Origin of the sequence: Pseudogracilibacillus sp. SO30301A (assembly GCF_037072025.1) — a bacterium.
GTDB lineage: Bacteria > Bacillota > Bacilli > Bacillales > Amphibacillaceae > Pseudogracilibacillus.
In genome coordinates this window covers 40,523-57,102 of record NZ_JAXHDD010000018.1, presented here as the reverse complement: position 1 = coordinate 57,102, position 16,580 = coordinate 40,523, and the positions used below count along the sequence as shown (strand labels likewise).

Sequence of the window (16,580 nt, the reverse complement as noted above, 5' to 3'; positions counted from 1 at the left end):
CTCTAAATCACTTTCTAAAGCATACTTAAGGCAATAAAAAAATATCTCTTCCTTACTACAGGACTCGGGACAACCAAAATATTTTTTTATAATCCCTCTCTTAAGAGGGACTATTTTTAATCTTGAAATAAATTGTTTTTCCATTGTTCTCCATAACGTATCGACGCTTGTTCAATTCACAAAAAAGGCTTTCTGTTGCTCGGCGATGCTCTGGGATGGGTAAGGCGGTTAATTCTACAACCATTCGATCGTGATATTCCGTCACGGTTCCACCTTGAGTAGCTATTCCTCGCAAAACCTTCCGTATATCTCTCGGGTCAGAATAACAACGTTTGAATACGTCAAGCAACATTTGCTCGGCATTATGCATGACGATGCGCAACACATCGAGAAACAATTTGCGATGCAGTTCCGATTCTAATGAAGGCATATCATTGTCCTCAACCGGAACCCTTTCCGGCAATTCCTTTGCTTTTTTACTCATCTTCTGAAGTTGCTGTTCGTTTTGTTCCTTTTCCTGCACAAGCTTTTTCATGCTTTTTTGTTCCAGGATATCTTCTAATGCCTTATCTTTTTTCTTACGTTTCGTTATCCTGGAGGCAACCTTGTCATTGAGTTTGTCAATTTCCTTTTTCAATTTTTGGATCGACTTTTTTATTTCTTTGATTTCTGGGTTTGCCCGGTTTCGGGTTTCCTGACGTTCATTTGTCCGATATTCCGGATTATAATCTAATCTTTCACCAAGCTTGCTGTAACGGAAATAATTCTCCTGTCGCCAACGCTGACAGAGGATATCGATGATTTCTCCAGTTGATGGCATTTTGAAATCGGAAAATATCTCCGACTTGTTGAATCTGGCTGCATTTGTCAACAGTGTTGAAGGGGATCGATTTGGATCTTTCTTCGCTTTTGTTTCGTATAGAAAACTAATTGCTTCTGTCCTGTAACCTTGTACTGTAATGCCACGACGCCAAAAGCGATACTTCACTGAAGATTCTTGAATAGATTCCGCACTATCAGTACCCGCCTCCCAAATAATTTCCGTCAATTTATCAACAGAAACTGGCCGATCAAACTTTCGCCAGGTGATATACATCACGTTCATTTGATCCAGTTCCCTAAACAACGCTGTGTCATACAATTCTCTGTCAAACGCTACAATAAGCGGGCTGCGTTTGCCTTTTTCATTTTCTTCCCACAACGTTTTAGCGTCCTTAATCATGGATACGATGGTATCCCTGAATGATTGGGAAGTATCGTGTACGCGAAGAAAAATTGGACGTCCACTTCGGTCGTTGGCGAATACCTGCTCGATCAATTTGGCCGGGAAACGCTTAGAAGAAAGGTAGCCTTTTGGCAGATTAACGTGTCCATAATAGGGTATCTTATGTCCGTCAAAATACAACGTACCCAATTGAATAACGTCCAATTTGATATATTGCCGAACAAGTTCCAACATCCAATCGCTAATGATGTCCCCGTCCAGTACAGCCGGAAAATTCCTCCGCAATGTTTTCACGGACGGGGCCCGTTCCTTGCCGATTAGCACACCAAAATCTTTAGGTTGGGCGAATTTAAAATCCTCAACGGATGAAAAACGAAACCACAATAGGAAAAGAAGGGTATACATGAAATCTTTCAAGTTGTAAGATTTCGCCATATCATTTTCCGAAATAATTCCTTCCTTTTCCCGTACACCCTGAAATAATCCGAATGGATCAATTTGTTGCAGGAAAGGAAGCAATAGGAATCCTCCTGCATAACGGGATGACCTTGTCGCTCCTTCCGATTGAAAAATGGCTGTATCGCCCGTTTCAAGGACTGTTTCTATTTTGGCATCCTCCACCATTTCAGCGGTATCCAATACCTGAACCGTTGACGCGTCTTCGTCAGGGTTTATATCTTGATCAATATCAGATGTTTCCTCGACTTGTGTAGATTCAACTTCTTCATCATCCAAATCAAACAGGGATTCCAGCATCTCATCTTCAAACAAATGCATTTGTTCCTGATAAAGTTTGCCTCGCTTCACTGCGGAAACAGTCCAATTGGAAAGGGTAATGCCGTATTTTTCCTGAACCTGTTTTACCACTTCATTCAAGGTCAGATTCTTCGTCCGAAATATGTATTGTTGAATTTCTCCGGTTACTTTTCCGTCTTTGGGTCCTGTTTTCTTCTTTAAAAGACCGGGCATGCCTTGCTCGCGATAGGCACGCATGATCACAAACAAATTTGATTTGGAATACCCCAACAGGGAAGCAACTTCCGCATAGGTCCCCAGTTTGGTTTGAATAAGGAATACAACAGCCATGCGCCTGGAAAGGTCATCATCTTCCAAGTAGGAAACAAGCGCATAATGATCGTACCAGTAAATGGTATTTTTTCCGTTAGCTTTTTTAATGGAAAGTTTTTCTATATCATCAACATCCAGTAGTGTTAGTTGTTCAATCATTCCGACACATCCGCATCCTGTTTTAGTTACCTATATTATACCAAATCAAAACCTATATTTCAAGAATGGTGATATAAAAAATACCTCGAAAGAATGTGTGAATTACCCATTCAAATCCCTGATTTGAGGGGGCTTTAAACACGGTATTGGGATGAAGTTGATGTTTGTCCCGAGTCCTGTTTTAATTATTAAATTATAATTTCTTTTTTGTAAATGTGACGGATACATGGTTTTTCAATCCTAGAGACAAAAACGTATTCATCAAAGATTTCTTTACGAATATTGATTAATTTTAAAATAAAAATTGTATTTAAATAGTTGACAATTTACTGAAAATAGTGTTAATATGTAAACAAATGTTATAGACCATAACATTTGTTACACTTAATTAAATTAAGGGGGAATTATAATGGCTGGAACAAAAGTTACTCAGATAGGTGTTGTTGTCAGAGACTTAAACAAAGCATTAGAAGAATATTATGAAACTTTTGGTTGGGGTCCTTGGAGCGTATATGAACTTAAAAAGCCTCGGCACCATAATACTGAATTATATGGTGAACAAGTGGAATACACTTCTCGTATAGCAGAGACTCGAGTAGGAGATATTGACTTTGAATTAATAGAACCGTTAGACGGTCCTAGTATTTATAAGGAACACTTGGATAAGTACGGAGAAGGGTTACATCATATTGCTTGTATGGGGGACGGATTGAACTTTGAAGAGACTTTTAATAAATTTCGAGAATTAGGTTTTGAAAAGACTATGTCAGGCAGTATTGATGATTCTATTAATTATTATTATCTAAATACTGAATCAAGATTAAAGATTATAGTAGAGTCTGGGAGTGGTCATGCAAGATCTTTAAAGCCTGATTGGGTGTATCCAGAGAAAATGGAAAGAAGCTGCAAAGCAACAATAACTCAAATAGGTGTAGTTGTAAAAGATATAAAAGAATCTTTGAAAGAATATTCAGAAGTGTTGGGTTGGAAGCCATGGAATGTATATGAACTCAAAAGTCCAAGACATCATGGTACTAAGTTACATGGAAAAGAAGAATTTTATACATCTGTTATAGCAGAAATAGACTTAGGAAATATTGATTTTGAACTCATTGAACCTAAAGAAGGACCAAGTATATATAAAGAATATCTAGAAGAGTACGGAGAAGGACTCCATCATCTTGCATGCATGGGTACCGGAGATAACCACGAAGAGATATTTAAAGTTTTTGAAGAAAAAGGTTATGAGAAAACAATGTCCGGAAAGATCGATGAAAGTATTGAATATTATTATCTAAATACCGAATCACGATTGAAAGTTATATTTGAATCTGGAAGTGGTCATGCCCGTTCCTTAAAGCCTGATTGGGTTTACCCTAAAAGTTGATTATTTCGCTTTACTTGTAAGCGATTGCATTAATGTGTTTAGTGAGAAATTAGAAATTGGGTGAGAAGATGAATTCGGAATACATTTTGGCTATTGATGCTGGAACAGGAAGTTGTAGAGCTGTATTGTTTGATATAGAAGGAAATCAAAAAGCAATAGAACAAAAAGAATGGAGTCATGATGAACTCTCTAAATATCCAGGTTCTCAGGTCTTTGATACAAAAGAAAACTGGGAGAGTATTCGACATTGCATCCAAAAAGTAATAAGAAATAATGAGATTGACCCTGCAGCTATTAGAGCGGTGAGTTCAACGAGTATGAGAGAAGGAATGGTCTTATACAATGAAAAAGATGAAGAAATTTGGGCATGCCCAAATGTAGATGGAAGGGCAAGAGAAGAAGCAAGATTTTTAATTGAAAATAATTTTGCAGAAGAAATTTATAAAGAATCCGGGGACTGGATCTCCATTACTTCCCCTAGTAGATTTCTTTGGTTGAAAAATAATGAACCTGAAATCTATAAGAAAACTAAGAAAATGACAATGATTAGTGATTGGATCTTATTTAAGTTAAGTGGAGAGTTTGCTACAGATTGTTCAGTAGGGTCAAGCTCAGGATTATTTAATATTAGAGAGAGAGTTTGGTCATCGAATATTGCAAACTTGCTAGAATTGGCTAAAACTATTTTGCCGGAAGTATATGAATCCGGAACAGTTATAGGAACAGTTCATTCTCAAGCTGCTGAAGATACAGGTTTACTGGCTGGTACTCCGGTTGTACTTGGAGGAGCAGATACACAAATGGGATTAACGGGGATAAAGCGAATTCATCCCGGTGATCTTACGATAGTTGGCGGTAGTTTTTGGCAAACAACAGTTGTATCCGATACCCCTCTTATAGATAAGGAAAAGAGACTTAGAACTTTATGCCATTCAGTTCCGAATAAGTGGATGGTAGAAGGTATTGGGTTTTATTGCGGATTAACTATGAGATGGTTTAGAGATGCCTTTTGTGATTTAGAAATAGAGAGAGCAGAAGAACGAAAGGTTGACCCGTATGTTTTGATGGAAGAATTGGCTGCAAAAGTTCCTCCCGGATCTAATGGTGTCACAGGTATATTTTCCAATATTATGGATGCGAAGAGATGGATTCATGCTAGTCCAAGTTTCTTGCAATTTGATATTGATAACCCTTCGCACTCTGGGAAGAAAGAATGTATACGAGCAATTCAAGAAAGTGCCGCTTACATTTCAAATGGGCATTTAAAAATAATTGAGGAGTTAACGGAAAAGAATCTTAGAAATATTGTATTTACAGGAGGGGGAGCGAAAGGGCAACTATGGTCCCAAATTATAGCCGACGTTTTAGGAGCAAATGTAAGTGTTCCTAAAGTTAAAGAATCATCTTCTCTAGGGACAGCGATATATGCAGGTATCGGAGCAGGTATTTATACTAGCGTTGATAGCGCTTTTGAAGAAAAAAAAGCTATTGAAAAAGTTTACTTCCCAAATCCGGAAAATTATCAGCTATATTGTGAACTATTTGATAGATGGTTAAAAATCTATGCGCGATCGCTAGAGTTAGTAGAACAAAAACTGACAAGACCTTTATGGAGGGCAAACGGACTTTAATTTTAAAAATATTATTTATTAAGGGGACGAGAAGATGAAAAAGAAAACAAAATTATTCACTCTATTGCTTGTTATTTGTTTAGGCGTTTTAGTCGCTTGTAGTGACGGACAAGGTGAAGAATCATCTGGACCGGGAAAAGAAGGCAAGTCAAAGAATAAAGAGGATTTGAAGTTTGTTATTGTGCCTAAAGTTGTACACCCATGGTTTGATGAAGTAAACAAAGGTGCAGAAGAACAAGCAAAAATCCTAGAAGAACAGCTAGGTGTGAAGGTTACTATTGATTACATAGCCCCTTCAGTTGCGGATGTGGCAGAGCAAAACTCTATTTTAGAAAGCGCTGCTGCTACAAGACCAGATGGGATCGCTGTAGATGTTAACGATGCAGAAGGAAGTGCTCAAGTTATTGAGGAAATTAGGAATCAAGGTATTGAAGTTATATTCTTTGCCTCTCCCCCTCCAGAAGAATCAGATATTTCATTTGTGGGGAATGACGTGTATGAACAAGGAGAAATTGCTGCAAAGAGATTAGTAGAACTATTGGATGGAAAAGGGAAGGTAGCTATAATGCAAGGTGTTCCAACAGCATCCAGTCACTCAGAAAGGTACCAAGCCCATAAAGATGTGTTAGAGGAATACCCAGAAATCACAATTATTGAAGGGGGCATTAGCAATGATGATATCCAGACAGCTCAACAGCAGGCTGCTTCTACCATTGCTGCAAATCCCGATTTAGATGGTTACTTAATGAGTGATGCAGCTGCCCCTATTGGAATTTCGGCAGCGATTAAAGAAGCAGGGAAGGAAGACCAAATAATAGCAGTAGGAATTGATAGTCTAAAACCAATTTTAGAAGAAGTAAAATCTGGAGTTCTTGAATCTGCCTCAGCAACTATACCGAGAGAGCAGGGTGCGATGTCAGTTCTAATGCTGTGGCAAGCTTCTCTTGGAGTGAAGATCCCTAAAGTTATTGATACAGGAATTGATGTTGTTACTCAGGATAATGTTGATGAATTTCTTGATAATGCCGAAGATAACGAGTAATGCTAAAACTAAAAAACTGCTAAATATTTTGTGGGGGCTAGTCCCCCTTGTGTTATTAAAGTGAAATAGAAATATTTTACGAGATATATAGGATGCAACTGGGAGTGTGAGATCCATGAAAATACTAGAAGCAAAAAAAATCACAAAAAGATTTCCTGGTGTAGTAGCACTGAAAGATGTAGATATCTCTTTCTCAACCGGAAAAGTTCATTGCATTATTGGAGAAAATGGAGCAGGTAAAAGTACTTTGGTTAAAATACTTACAGGAGTCTATAAGATTGATGAAGGAACTGTTAAGATTAACGGGAAAGATATCAATGAAGATAAGGAAATCATCAAAAAAGTGTCTTATGTCCCCCAAGAATTAGATTTGTTTATGCATATGACAGTTGCTGAGAATTTATTTATGCCTTTTTCTTCTTCAGGTTTTACTAGTATGATTGTTAACAAAAAAAATCTTTATAAAAAAGCATTACCTTATCTTGAAAAATTTAAAATTACAGCACGTCCTGATGACTTAGTTGACAATATTTCTGTTTCTGAGCAACAATTACTACAGATTGCACAAGGTACCGTAAACCAATTATCGGATATTATTTTATTAGACGAACCAACCACAAGTTTGACTACAGATGACACCGTTCGATTGTTTGAAGTGATAAATCAATTGAAGTCAGAAAATAAAGCAATTGTCTTTATATCTCATAAACTAGAAGAAATTTTTTCAATTGGTGATGAGATTAGCGTTCTACGAAACGGTGAAAAAGTTGCTTATTCAGATATAAATGAAGTTGATATTCCTTGGGTTGTGAAGAAAATGACCGGAAAAGAAATTAATGAAAACATAAAGTTTCAACCAAAAGATGTCGCAGAAGAAGTAATTTTAAGCGTGAATAACTTAACTGGTGAAAAGTTCTCTAACATTTCTTTTGATTTACATAAAGGTGAAATATTAGGCTTTTCTGGTTTAGTAGGGGCAGGAAGGTCGGAAGTAATGCATGCGATTTTTGGCTATATTCCGGTCTGGAGTGGCACTGTGATATTAAAAGGACAACCTTGGAAATTAGGGGATACCAACTATTCTGTTAATAATGGGTTGATCTATATACCAGAAGAACGTAAACAGCAGGGCATATTATCTAATCTGAGTGTCCGAGAGAACGCATCTATTTCACTATTGAAAAAGTTAAAAAGCTTCTTAGCAATATCGAAGAATAAAGAAACGGTTATCGTAAACGAAATAATAAATACTTATAATGTTAAAACTGCTTCACAAAATACAAAAATAAAGTATTTAAGCGGAGGAAACCAACAGAAAATTATTATTGGTCGTTCAATGTTTTCTAATCCTCAAATTTTAATCTTTGATGAACCTACTAAGGGAATAGATGTAGGAGCAAAAGAAGAAATTTATAGGCTGATGAAAAGTTTAGCTGAAGAAGGTATTGGCATAATCCTTATATCTTCTGAATTAGAAGAAATTAAAAAATGTTCTAATAGAATAATAACTTTATATGATGGCAAAAAGGTTGGGGAGTTTCCAACCAATAAAACAAATAATTCTACTATTATCAACTCAATTATGGGAGTTAATAAAATTTGAAGGAGAAAGTATTATGGAACAAACATCTAAATTCAAGGCTACTTTAGAGGCTGTGAAAAAGAGTAATTTGACGAACATGGGCCTGGTGTTAATATTTCTGTTAGTAATTGCCTCTATTTTTTCTCCATATTTTCTGGATCCATACAACTTGCAATCGTTAGTTCGAGACTTAGCATTTATTAGTATTATTGCTTTAGCACAATCATGTTTAATGATAATTGGCGAGTTGGATTTATCAGTTGGTAAGATAGCTGCCTTTTGTGGGGTTATTGGTGGAATGCTAATGGTAACTGGTTCAATAAATCCCTATTTAGCTTTTGGGATTAGTCTTTTATTGGGTGCTGTCCTTGGTTTAATTAATGGAACAATTGTAACCCGTTTAAATTTAAATTCTATAGTGGTGACAATCGGAATGACAGGTGTCTACGGAGGGATTGTTTTAGTTTTGACAAAGGGAAAAGCTATTACGGGTATCCCTAAAGAAATATATTTCATTGGACAAGGATATATTTTAGGGATTCCGGTGCCTTTTGTAATCATGCTTGTTACATTGGTTGTTGTATTATTTATTACACAAATGACTCAATTAGGGCGGTATATGTATGCTATTGGTAATAGTCCTGAAGCAGCGAAGATTCTTGGTATAAAAGTAAATAATATTAGAACAATTGTATTTATCTTAGTAGGATTTCTCTCATCTCTTGCTGGTATGTTAATGGTCGCCAGACTAGGCACCGCTCAACCAAGTATCGGAGACACTTGGGCTCTTAACTCTATTGCAGCTGCAGTAATTGGAGGTATTGCTCTAACTGGTGGGTTGGGAAATCCTTTTGGAGCAATTATAGGTGCAGCTATAATAACTGTGATACAAAATATTATTGTTCTTTTCGGTGTCTCTCCTTATTGGCAAACTGCTGTGAGTGGGATTCTAGTTGTCCTAGCTATTTCTTTCCATTCTATTTCTACAAAAATAGGGGAAAGAAAACGTAGCAAAATAAAGGTAGTATAGAACTGATAAGTGATTAATAACTAAAATTACGTTTGAAAAGAGGGGTTTATATTGTTAAATGAATTAAAAAAAAGAGTGTGTAATTTGAATAAAGGTTTACAAAAAAATAATTTAGTAGTAATGACAAGTGGAAATGTTAGCGCAAGAGATGAAACTACAGGTTATATCGTTATTAAACCAAGCGGCATGCCATATGAACAGTTAACTCCTGAGAAAATGGTTGTTGTTGATTCGGAGGGAAATATTATTGAGGGAGATGTCGCTCCTTCTGTAGATACTGAAACACATTTATTCATTTATCGTAAACGTAAAGATATTGCTGGAATCGTTCATACTCACTCCAATTACGCAACCAGCTTTGCTGCACTCGGAAAAAGTATACCTCCCGTTATTACTTCTGTTGCTGATATTTTTGGAGGTCCTGTACCTGTAGGTCCCTATGTACCAGTAGGAGGGAAAGAAATTGGAGAAGCAATAGTAAACCATATTGGAGACTCTTCTGGAATATTGATGAAGCAACATGGAGTTTTTACAATTGGGAAAGATCCAGAGGGAGCTTTTAAATCTGCAGTAGTACTTGAAGATATAGCTAAAACTGTGCATTTGGCACTTCTAAAAGGAACCCCTGAAGAATTAACAGAAGAACAGATAGATAAAGCAAATCAGTATTATCAGCATCAATATGGACAACGTTAATTGTTCTTCTATTAACTGAGGTAAAGTATTATCGCAGTTAATAGAAATTAATATTTTTTCATTGTATAAATGGATTATTTGAAACTAAATTAATATTAGCATATGAATTTGAAAAAAATATACTAGTGGTTTAAAAAATATTTCATGTTTAATTCTGTGCATTTATTCTCTAAAACGCCTGTTTTTGAGGATAAGTGTATGTTTTTTTTATAGGTATTCACTACTTAGTAAATGTTTTAAAAGTATCTAAAGTATTTACTTTAATATAATACTACTTATTTAAAGATCTTATCTACATAATAAACTTTTAAAAAATGTATTCAAACGAAGGAAGTGCTAAGAATGAAAAATATAAATTTGGATAATTTGAAGGTATCAGTTAATAATGAAAAGTTGAAAGAATTATATAAAAAAATGTGGGATATTAGATGGTTTGAAGAAAAGGTGGATGAGTTCTTTGCCAAAGGAATGATCCATGGGACTACTCACTTATGTGTCGGTCAAGAAGCAAGTGCAGTAGGCTCGTGTGCTGTTTTACATCCAGATGATAAAATTACGAGTACACACCGGGGACATGGGCATTGTATCGCTAAGGGTGCGGAAGTCAATAAAATGATGGCTGAATTATTTGGAAGAACAACTGGTTACTGTAAAGGAAAAGGCGGTTCCATGCATATTGCTGATGTGGATAAAGGGAACCTAGGTGCCAACGGGATTGTTGGTGGAGGAATTCCTCTAGCAGTTGGTTCTGCATTAACGGCTCATATGAAAAAGTTAGACTATGTGACCGTTTGTTATTTCGGTGACGGGGCAACGAATGAAGGAAGTTTCCACGAAGCACTGAACTTAGCTGCGGTTTGGAACCTTCCAGTCGTCTTTATTTGTGAAAATAACCAGTACGGAATGTCAGGTCCAGTGAAAGATATGGTTAAAATTGAAAATATTTCAGAACGTGCAAAAGCTTATGGATTTCCGGGAGTTACGATTGATGGAAATGACATGATTGAAGTAATGAATACGACAGAAGAGGCAGTAGAACACGCTAGAAGTGGAAATGGACCGACATTAATTGAAATGAAAACATACCGCTGGAAAGGCCATTCAAAGAGTGATGCTAGATTATACCGTACTCGTGAAGAGGAAAGTGACTGGAAAGAAAAAGATCCAATCAAACGTTTCCAAGATGTATTAATTGCTGCAGAAGTTTTCACAAAAGAAGATGCAGAAGCGATTCGTCAACAATCTAAAAAAGATATTGAAGATTCAGTTGAATTTGCAAAAGAAGGACCAATGCCTACAAAAGAGGACTTATTAACAGACATATATGCATAATAGGAGGGTAATCATGAGAGAACTAACATATTTAGAAGCAGTCCGAGAAGCTATGCAACTAGAAATGAGAGAAAATGAAGACGTCTATATTTTAGGAGAAGATATTGGATTATATGGCGGAGCATTCGGTGTTACGCGCGGTATGCTGGAAGAATTTGGACCGGAGCGTATTCGAAATACACCAATTAGTGAATCAGGAATTGCTGGTGCAGCAGTCGGATCAGCTTTGACAGGAATGCGCCCAATTTTAGAACTGCAATTCTCTGATTTTATTACGATTGCAATGGATCAAATGGTTAACCAAGCAGCAAAATTACGATACATGTATGGCGGAAAAGGAAATGTGCCAATGGTGTTACGTACTCCGAGTGGTTCGGGAACAGGAGCTGCAGCGCAACATTCTCAAAGTTTAGAAGCATGGATGGCTCATATTCCAGGTTTAAAAGTTGTTCAACCTTCAACAGCTTATGATGTAAAAGGGTTATTAAAAGCAGCGATCGATGATCCAAACCCAGTTATTTTCTATGAACATAAATTATTATATGGAACTAAAGGCGATGTACCGGAAGATTTATATTCTATCCCACTTGGAGTTGCGGATATTAAACGAGAGGGTACAGATGTAACCATTGTTGCGACAGCTATCATGGTGTATAAAGCTTTAGAAGCAGCTAAAGAGTTAGAAAAAGAAGGTATCAGTGTCGAAGTAGTTGATCCGCGTACATTAGTTCCTTTAGATGAAGAAACAATTATAAAGTCTGTTTCCAAAACTGGTAAATTAGTTGTTGTTCACGAAGCAGTAAAGCGCGGTGGATATGGCGGAGAAATTGCAAGTATGATTGCAGAAAGTGAAGCATTTGATTACTTAGACGCGCCGATTAAGCGACTTGGAGGAGTAGCTGCGCCAATTCCTTATAACCCAGAATTGGAAAAGCTCGCAGTTCCACAAGTACAAGATATTATTCAGGCAGTAAAAGAAACGTTAAATAAAGCGTAAGGGAGGTTGTCTAAAGTGGCTCAAGAAATTTTTATGCCGAAACTGAGCAGTACAATGGAAGTAGGAACACTACTTCAATGGTTTAAAGAAGAAGGAGACTCGGTAGAAGTCGGAGAACCTTTATTTGAGATCATGACCGATAAAATTAATATCGAAGTGGAGTCGTATGAAGAAGGGATCTTATTAAAACGCTATTTTGATGTAGATGATGAAGTACCGATCAATACAGTCATCGGCTATATCGGGGAAGCTGACGAGCAAGTCCCGGATACCGCTCCTAGTCAAGAAGGAAAAATAGAGGAAACTCCTGCTCTTGAACAGAATGAAGAAAAAGTGGAAGCCGACCCTAGTTATGAACAAGCAGAAACGTCGGAAGAAAGTGGGAAAGTTCGCGCAACGCCTGCTGCACGAAAAATTGCCCGTGACAATGACGTTGAGCTTCAGTATGTCTCTGGTTCAGGACCAAAAGGTCGAGTTCATAAGCAAGACGTACTTGATTATGCAAAAGAAAATAAAGTTCTCATTACACCACTTGCTGAAAAAATGGCTAAAGATCATGCCCTTGATCTATCCGCTATCCAAGGTACTGGAGTAAGAGGGAAAATCGATAAACAAGATGTTGAAAATTATTTAGCTTCTCATAAAGCAACTAGTGAGGAGACGGAACGAGTTAAATTAAAAGGTCTTCGTAAAGCTATTGCTGATAAAATGTTAGAGAGTGCTAGAACGATTCCTCATGTTACATTGACAACAGAAGTAGATATGACGGCTGTGATCAATATACGAAAGCAGTTATTACCAATTGTGGAGGAACAGACAGGATTCCGCTTATCTTTTACTGAAATCATTATTAAAGCAACAGCACACACCTTAATGAAATATCCGAAGTTAAATGCTTCTTTAATAAAAGATGAAATTGTCTTCAACAGAGATGTAAACATAGGTCTTGCAGTCGCAGTAGAAAACGGATTAATTGTACCATCGATTCACAATGCAGATAAAAAAGGTCTTGCTGAACTGACAGAAGTAAGCAAAACTCTTGGTATGAAAGCAAGAGATAGTAAGTTGACACCTGAAGAAATGACAGGCAGTACATTTACGATTAGTAATTTAGGGATGTATGCGATTGACGGATTTACACCGATTATCAATCCGCCTGAAACAGCCATTTTAGGTGTTGGCCGCATTAATGAAAAACCAGTTGTCGTTGATAAGGAAATTAAGATCAAGCCTATGATGGTACTTAGTTTATCATTTGACCACCGTGCAATTGATGGTGCGCCTGCGGCAGAATTTTTAACAGCATTAAAAGAAACCTTAGAAAATCCATTTAGTATACTTGTATAAAGAATTTAGGGGGAGAAAATCCAATTCCCCCTTTTCTTTATAAACATTTTGAAACATATAACCTAAACAATCTTGGGAGGTTAATAGAATGGAACAATTTGATGTAGCAATTGTCGGAGGAGGGCCAGGGGGATATGTCGCAGCCATTCGAGCTGCAAAATCTGGTTTAACCGTAGCTTTAATAGAAGGTAATGAATTAGGTGGCACCTGCTTAAATCGTGGATGTATACCTTCGAAAACACTCTTGAAGCATGCCGAAGTATTAAAGCAAATTAAGGATAGTTCAGCTTTAGCAATCCATGTGGAAAATGTTTCAGTAGATTTAGCTACAATGATCGAGAGAAAAAATAATGTAATCAATCAATTAAAGAACGGAATTAAAGGTTTATTACGTCAAAATAAAATCAAGTATTATCAAGGATATGGATATGTTGCTGATGATGGTAAAGTAACGATCAAAAGCGAGAAATCTAATGAGAATATTCAAGCTAAACATGTCATCTTAGCAACCGGTTCACAAGTATTCATTCCGCCAATACAAGGTGCTCAAGAAGTCACGATGTATACAAGTGATACGATTTTTGACATTGAAGAAATTCCAGAGCGCCTCGTTATTGTTGGCGGGGGTGTAATTGGTTTAGAGATAGCTTGCATATTTAATAGTTTAGGAACGAAAGTAGATATCGTTGAGATGGCTGAACGAATACTACCAATGGAAGATCGTGAAGCTGGCGAGTTTTTAAAGAAAGAATTAGAAAACGATGGGATCACTTTTCATATCGATGCCCAAGTAACCGAATTTAAAAAGACAGAAACAGATAACAAAGTAATTTTTCACAAAGATGGAAAAGAAATAACGTTAGAAACGGATATCATTTTAATGAGTGTTGGCCGGAGACCAAATGTAACAGGAATAGAAGACTTAACCATTCAGTTTGATGGCCCGTTTGTGAAAGTCGACAAAAACATGCAGACATCTCAACCGAATATCTATGCGGTTGGTGATTTAATCGGCGGTTTTCAATTAGCGCATGCAGCTAGCAATGAAGGAATCCGTGCAGTAGATCATATTTTAGGGAACGAAAATAAAAAGAACGCCATTATCCCTCACTGTGTGTATACATTCCCAGAAATTGCGAGTGTAGGATTTACAGAAGAACAAGCAAAAGAAGCTGGACACCAAGTAAAAGTGAAAAAAATCGATTTAGCTGGAAATGGGAAAGCCATTTCAGCATTGGAAAACAAAGGCTTTATGAAAATTATTGCGGATAAAAAATACAATGAAGTCTTAGGTGTTGTAATGGTTGGTGCTCATGTCACTGAAATGATTAGCCAAGCTACAGCGTTTATGCATTTAGAAGGAACAGTGGAAGAAATAGAAAGTATGGTATTCCCTCATCCTACTTTAGCAGAAGGTTTATTTGAAGCAGCTAGTGCTTATTTAGGAAAAGGAATTCATTATAATTAATAAGTGGGTATATTTCAGAATTCTAGTCTTTACTGGGTAGGGGTTTCAAGGTACAAAAAAGGCAACCCTCCCCAAATCTTGTATAATGGTAGTTGATCAAAGACTGATCAATGCCTATTTAAAGGAGTTCTTTCAACTTATCAATGTCCGTTATCGGAAAGTGCGCCTAAAGTTCACTTTTATATCGTTACGTTTATTTATAATGCTTCAAAGTTGAAACGGATTGCATTAATGCATAAAAATCAAACTATTAAATTTTTAAATTTGAGTTTAAATTTTGGTTCATTGTAAAATCAAATGCAACAGCTAAATAAATAGAAAGCCATCGTGAAACCACGTATAGTTAAGGTTGACAAAACAAAAAAAATACGGAGGGAATTCACGATGACTCAGGTTGATTCTAACACAAAAAAACGCACATTTACACATTTAACGGAAATTGAAAGAGGGCAAATAGCCGCCTATATCGGTGAAGGCGTATCACTAAGGGAAATAGGAAGAAGAATGGGACGCAATGTTAGTACAATTTCCCGTGAAAAGAAACGTGGTAGAGTCCAGCAAATTGATACATTTCGGAAGCCTTATACGAAATATTTCCCGGACGTTGGTGTACGTGTTTACGAAGAAAACCGTGAAAATTGTGGAGCTCACTCTACTGTGATAACTGCCTGGGAATCCATTAATTTCGCAGAGGAGAAGATTTTAGAAGATGATTGGTCACCTGTTGCGGTTGTTGGTTATGCAAAAAGGCAGGAAAAATTTGAATAGATTCCTTCCACAAAGACTTTATATAACTGGATCGATGAAGGTAAATTATCGGTAATCAATATGGATTTGGCAATGAAACTCCGCCGTTCAACCAAGTCGACAAAATCACGGGAACATAAAAAAATACTTGGAACCAGCATTGAAGAACGTCCTGAATCGATAGAAACTAGAGAAGAATTTGTACATTGGGAAATCGATACAGTCCTTGGTCACAAATCAAATGATGATGCTTTACTGACGCTGGTAGAAAGAAAGACACGTCATAAAATTATCCGACGTATTCAAAGTAAAACGGCCTCGGCTGTCACAGATGCCCTACAAGATATTTATGCGGAATTTCCGGAAGTTCAGAATGTCTTTAAAAGCATTACAGCAGATAATGGTTCGGAATTTAGCGAGCTATCAGAGCAGGGTAAAAAGCTTCAAATTGACGTTTATTTTGCACATCCTTATGCTTCATGGGAAAGAGGATCAAACGAGCGTCACAGATGAACACACTTCCTCGGAAAATATTAGACTACCAAACACCGAGCGAAATGTTCGCGAAATTTGTAGATTGTGTGGCCTAGGCCACACAATCTACAAATTACAGAAAAACCTTATATACTGGTTTCACAAAGAGTGTTGCATTTATTATTGCAAATTAAGGAGTGGAGTTTAAATTTTAAAAAATTTCATATTTAAAATTCTGTAAGTCTTTGTATTTTTAATAATAGTAATTATGAAATTGATTCAAGTACTAAAAATTATAAAAGAATATAATAAATTATTTCACAAAAAATTATTTAAGTATGTTCGATTAAATAAAAAATAAGTAATTGAATATAGATTTTGAATAAATTTAAAAG

General features: G+C 36.6%; 11 protein-coding genes and 1 pseudogene. 11 read left to right on the top strand and 1 reads right to left on the bottom strand.

Going from position 1 to position 16,580, the window contains the following annotated elements; all coding sequences use genetic code 11:
- Nucleotides 1-100: 100 nt before the first annotated feature.
- Nucleotides 101-2,452, bottom strand: a complete 2,352-nt coding sequence (locus tag SPD89_RS10785; RefSeq protein WP_336261954.1) for a putative transposase — start codon at nt 2,450-2,452, stop codon at nt 101-103.
- A gap of 409 nt (nt 2,453-2,861) precedes the next feature.
- On the opposite strand from SPD89_RS10785, the gene SPD89_RS10780 reads away from it, so the two are divergent.
- From SPD89_RS10780 to SPD89_RS10730, 11 genes and pseudogenes are all read left to right on the top strand, one after another.
- Nucleotides 2,862-3,839: a VOC family protein gene (locus SPD89_RS10780; protein WP_336261953.1), complete on the top strand. Its 978-nt coding sequence runs from the start codon at nt 2,862-2,864 to the stop codon at nt 3,837-3,839.
- A gap of 68 nt (nt 3,840-3,907) precedes the next feature.
- Nucleotides 3,908-5,470: an autoinducer-2 kinase gene (gene lsrK, locus SPD89_RS10775; protein ID WP_336261952.1), complete on the top strand. Its 1,563-nt coding sequence runs from the start codon at nt 3,908-3,910 to the stop codon at nt 5,468-5,470.
- Between the two features lie 34 nt (nt 5,471-5,504).
- Nucleotides 5,505-6,512 (top strand): substrate-binding domain-containing protein, encoded by a 1,008-nt coding sequence (locus SPD89_RS10770; protein WP_336261951.1) that lies wholly within the window; start codon nt 5,505-5,507, stop codon nt 6,510-6,512.
- Nucleotides 6,513-6,627: 115 nt separating this feature from the next.
- The gene (locus tag SPD89_RS10765) at nt 6,628-8,115 is read left to right on the top strand and encodes a sugar ABC transporter ATP-binding protein (protein ID WP_336261950.1); all 1,488 of its coding nucleotides are present in this window, start codon (nt 6,628-6,630) and stop codon (nt 8,113-8,115) included.
- A 13-nt stretch (nt 8,116-8,128) separates the two neighbouring features.
- The gene (locus tag SPD89_RS10760; RefSeq protein WP_336261949.1) at nt 8,129-9,124 is read left to right on the top strand and encodes an ABC transporter permease; all 996 of its coding nucleotides are present in this window, start codon (nt 8,129-8,131) and stop codon (nt 9,122-9,124) included.
- 51 nt (nt 9,125-9,175) lie between these two features.
- Nucleotides 9,176-9,820: an L-ribulose-5-phosphate 4-epimerase gene (locus SPD89_RS10755; protein ID WP_336261948.1), complete on the top strand. Its 645-nt coding sequence runs from the start codon at nt 9,176-9,178 to the stop codon at nt 9,818-9,820.
- A 342-nt stretch (nt 9,821-10,162) separates the two neighbouring features.
- Nucleotides 10,163-11,152: a thiamine pyrophosphate-dependent dehydrogenase E1 component subunit alpha gene (locus tag SPD89_RS10750; protein WP_336261947.1), complete on the top strand. Its 990-nt coding sequence runs from the start codon at nt 10,163-10,165 to the stop codon at nt 11,150-11,152.
- Between the two features lie 13 nt (nt 11,153-11,165).
- Nucleotides 11,166-12,149, top strand: a complete 984-nt coding sequence (locus SPD89_RS10745; RefSeq protein ID WP_336261946.1) for an alpha-ketoacid dehydrogenase subunit beta — start codon at nt 11,166-11,168, stop codon at nt 12,147-12,149.
- Nucleotides 12,150-12,164: 15 nt separating this feature from the next.
- Nucleotides 12,165-13,496 carry a dihydrolipoamide acetyltransferase family protein gene (locus SPD89_RS10740; protein ID WP_336261945.1) on the top strand — a complete coding sequence of 444 codons (1,332 nt, stop codon included), beginning with the start codon at nt 12,165-12,167 and terminating at the stop codon, nt 13,494-13,496.
- A gap of 88 nt (nt 13,497-13,584) precedes the next feature.
- The gene (gene lpdA, locus SPD89_RS10735) at nt 13,585-14,964 is read left to right on the top strand and encodes a dihydrolipoyl dehydrogenase (RefSeq protein ID WP_336261944.1); all 1,380 of its coding nucleotides are present in this window, start codon (nt 13,585-13,587) and stop codon (nt 14,962-14,964) included.
- Between the two features lie 384 nt (nt 14,965-15,348).
- Nucleotides 15,349-16,301 (top strand): annotated as a pseudogene (locus tag SPD89_RS10730) (IS30 family transposase).
- The last annotated feature ends 279 nt before the right edge of the window (nt 16,302-16,580 follow it).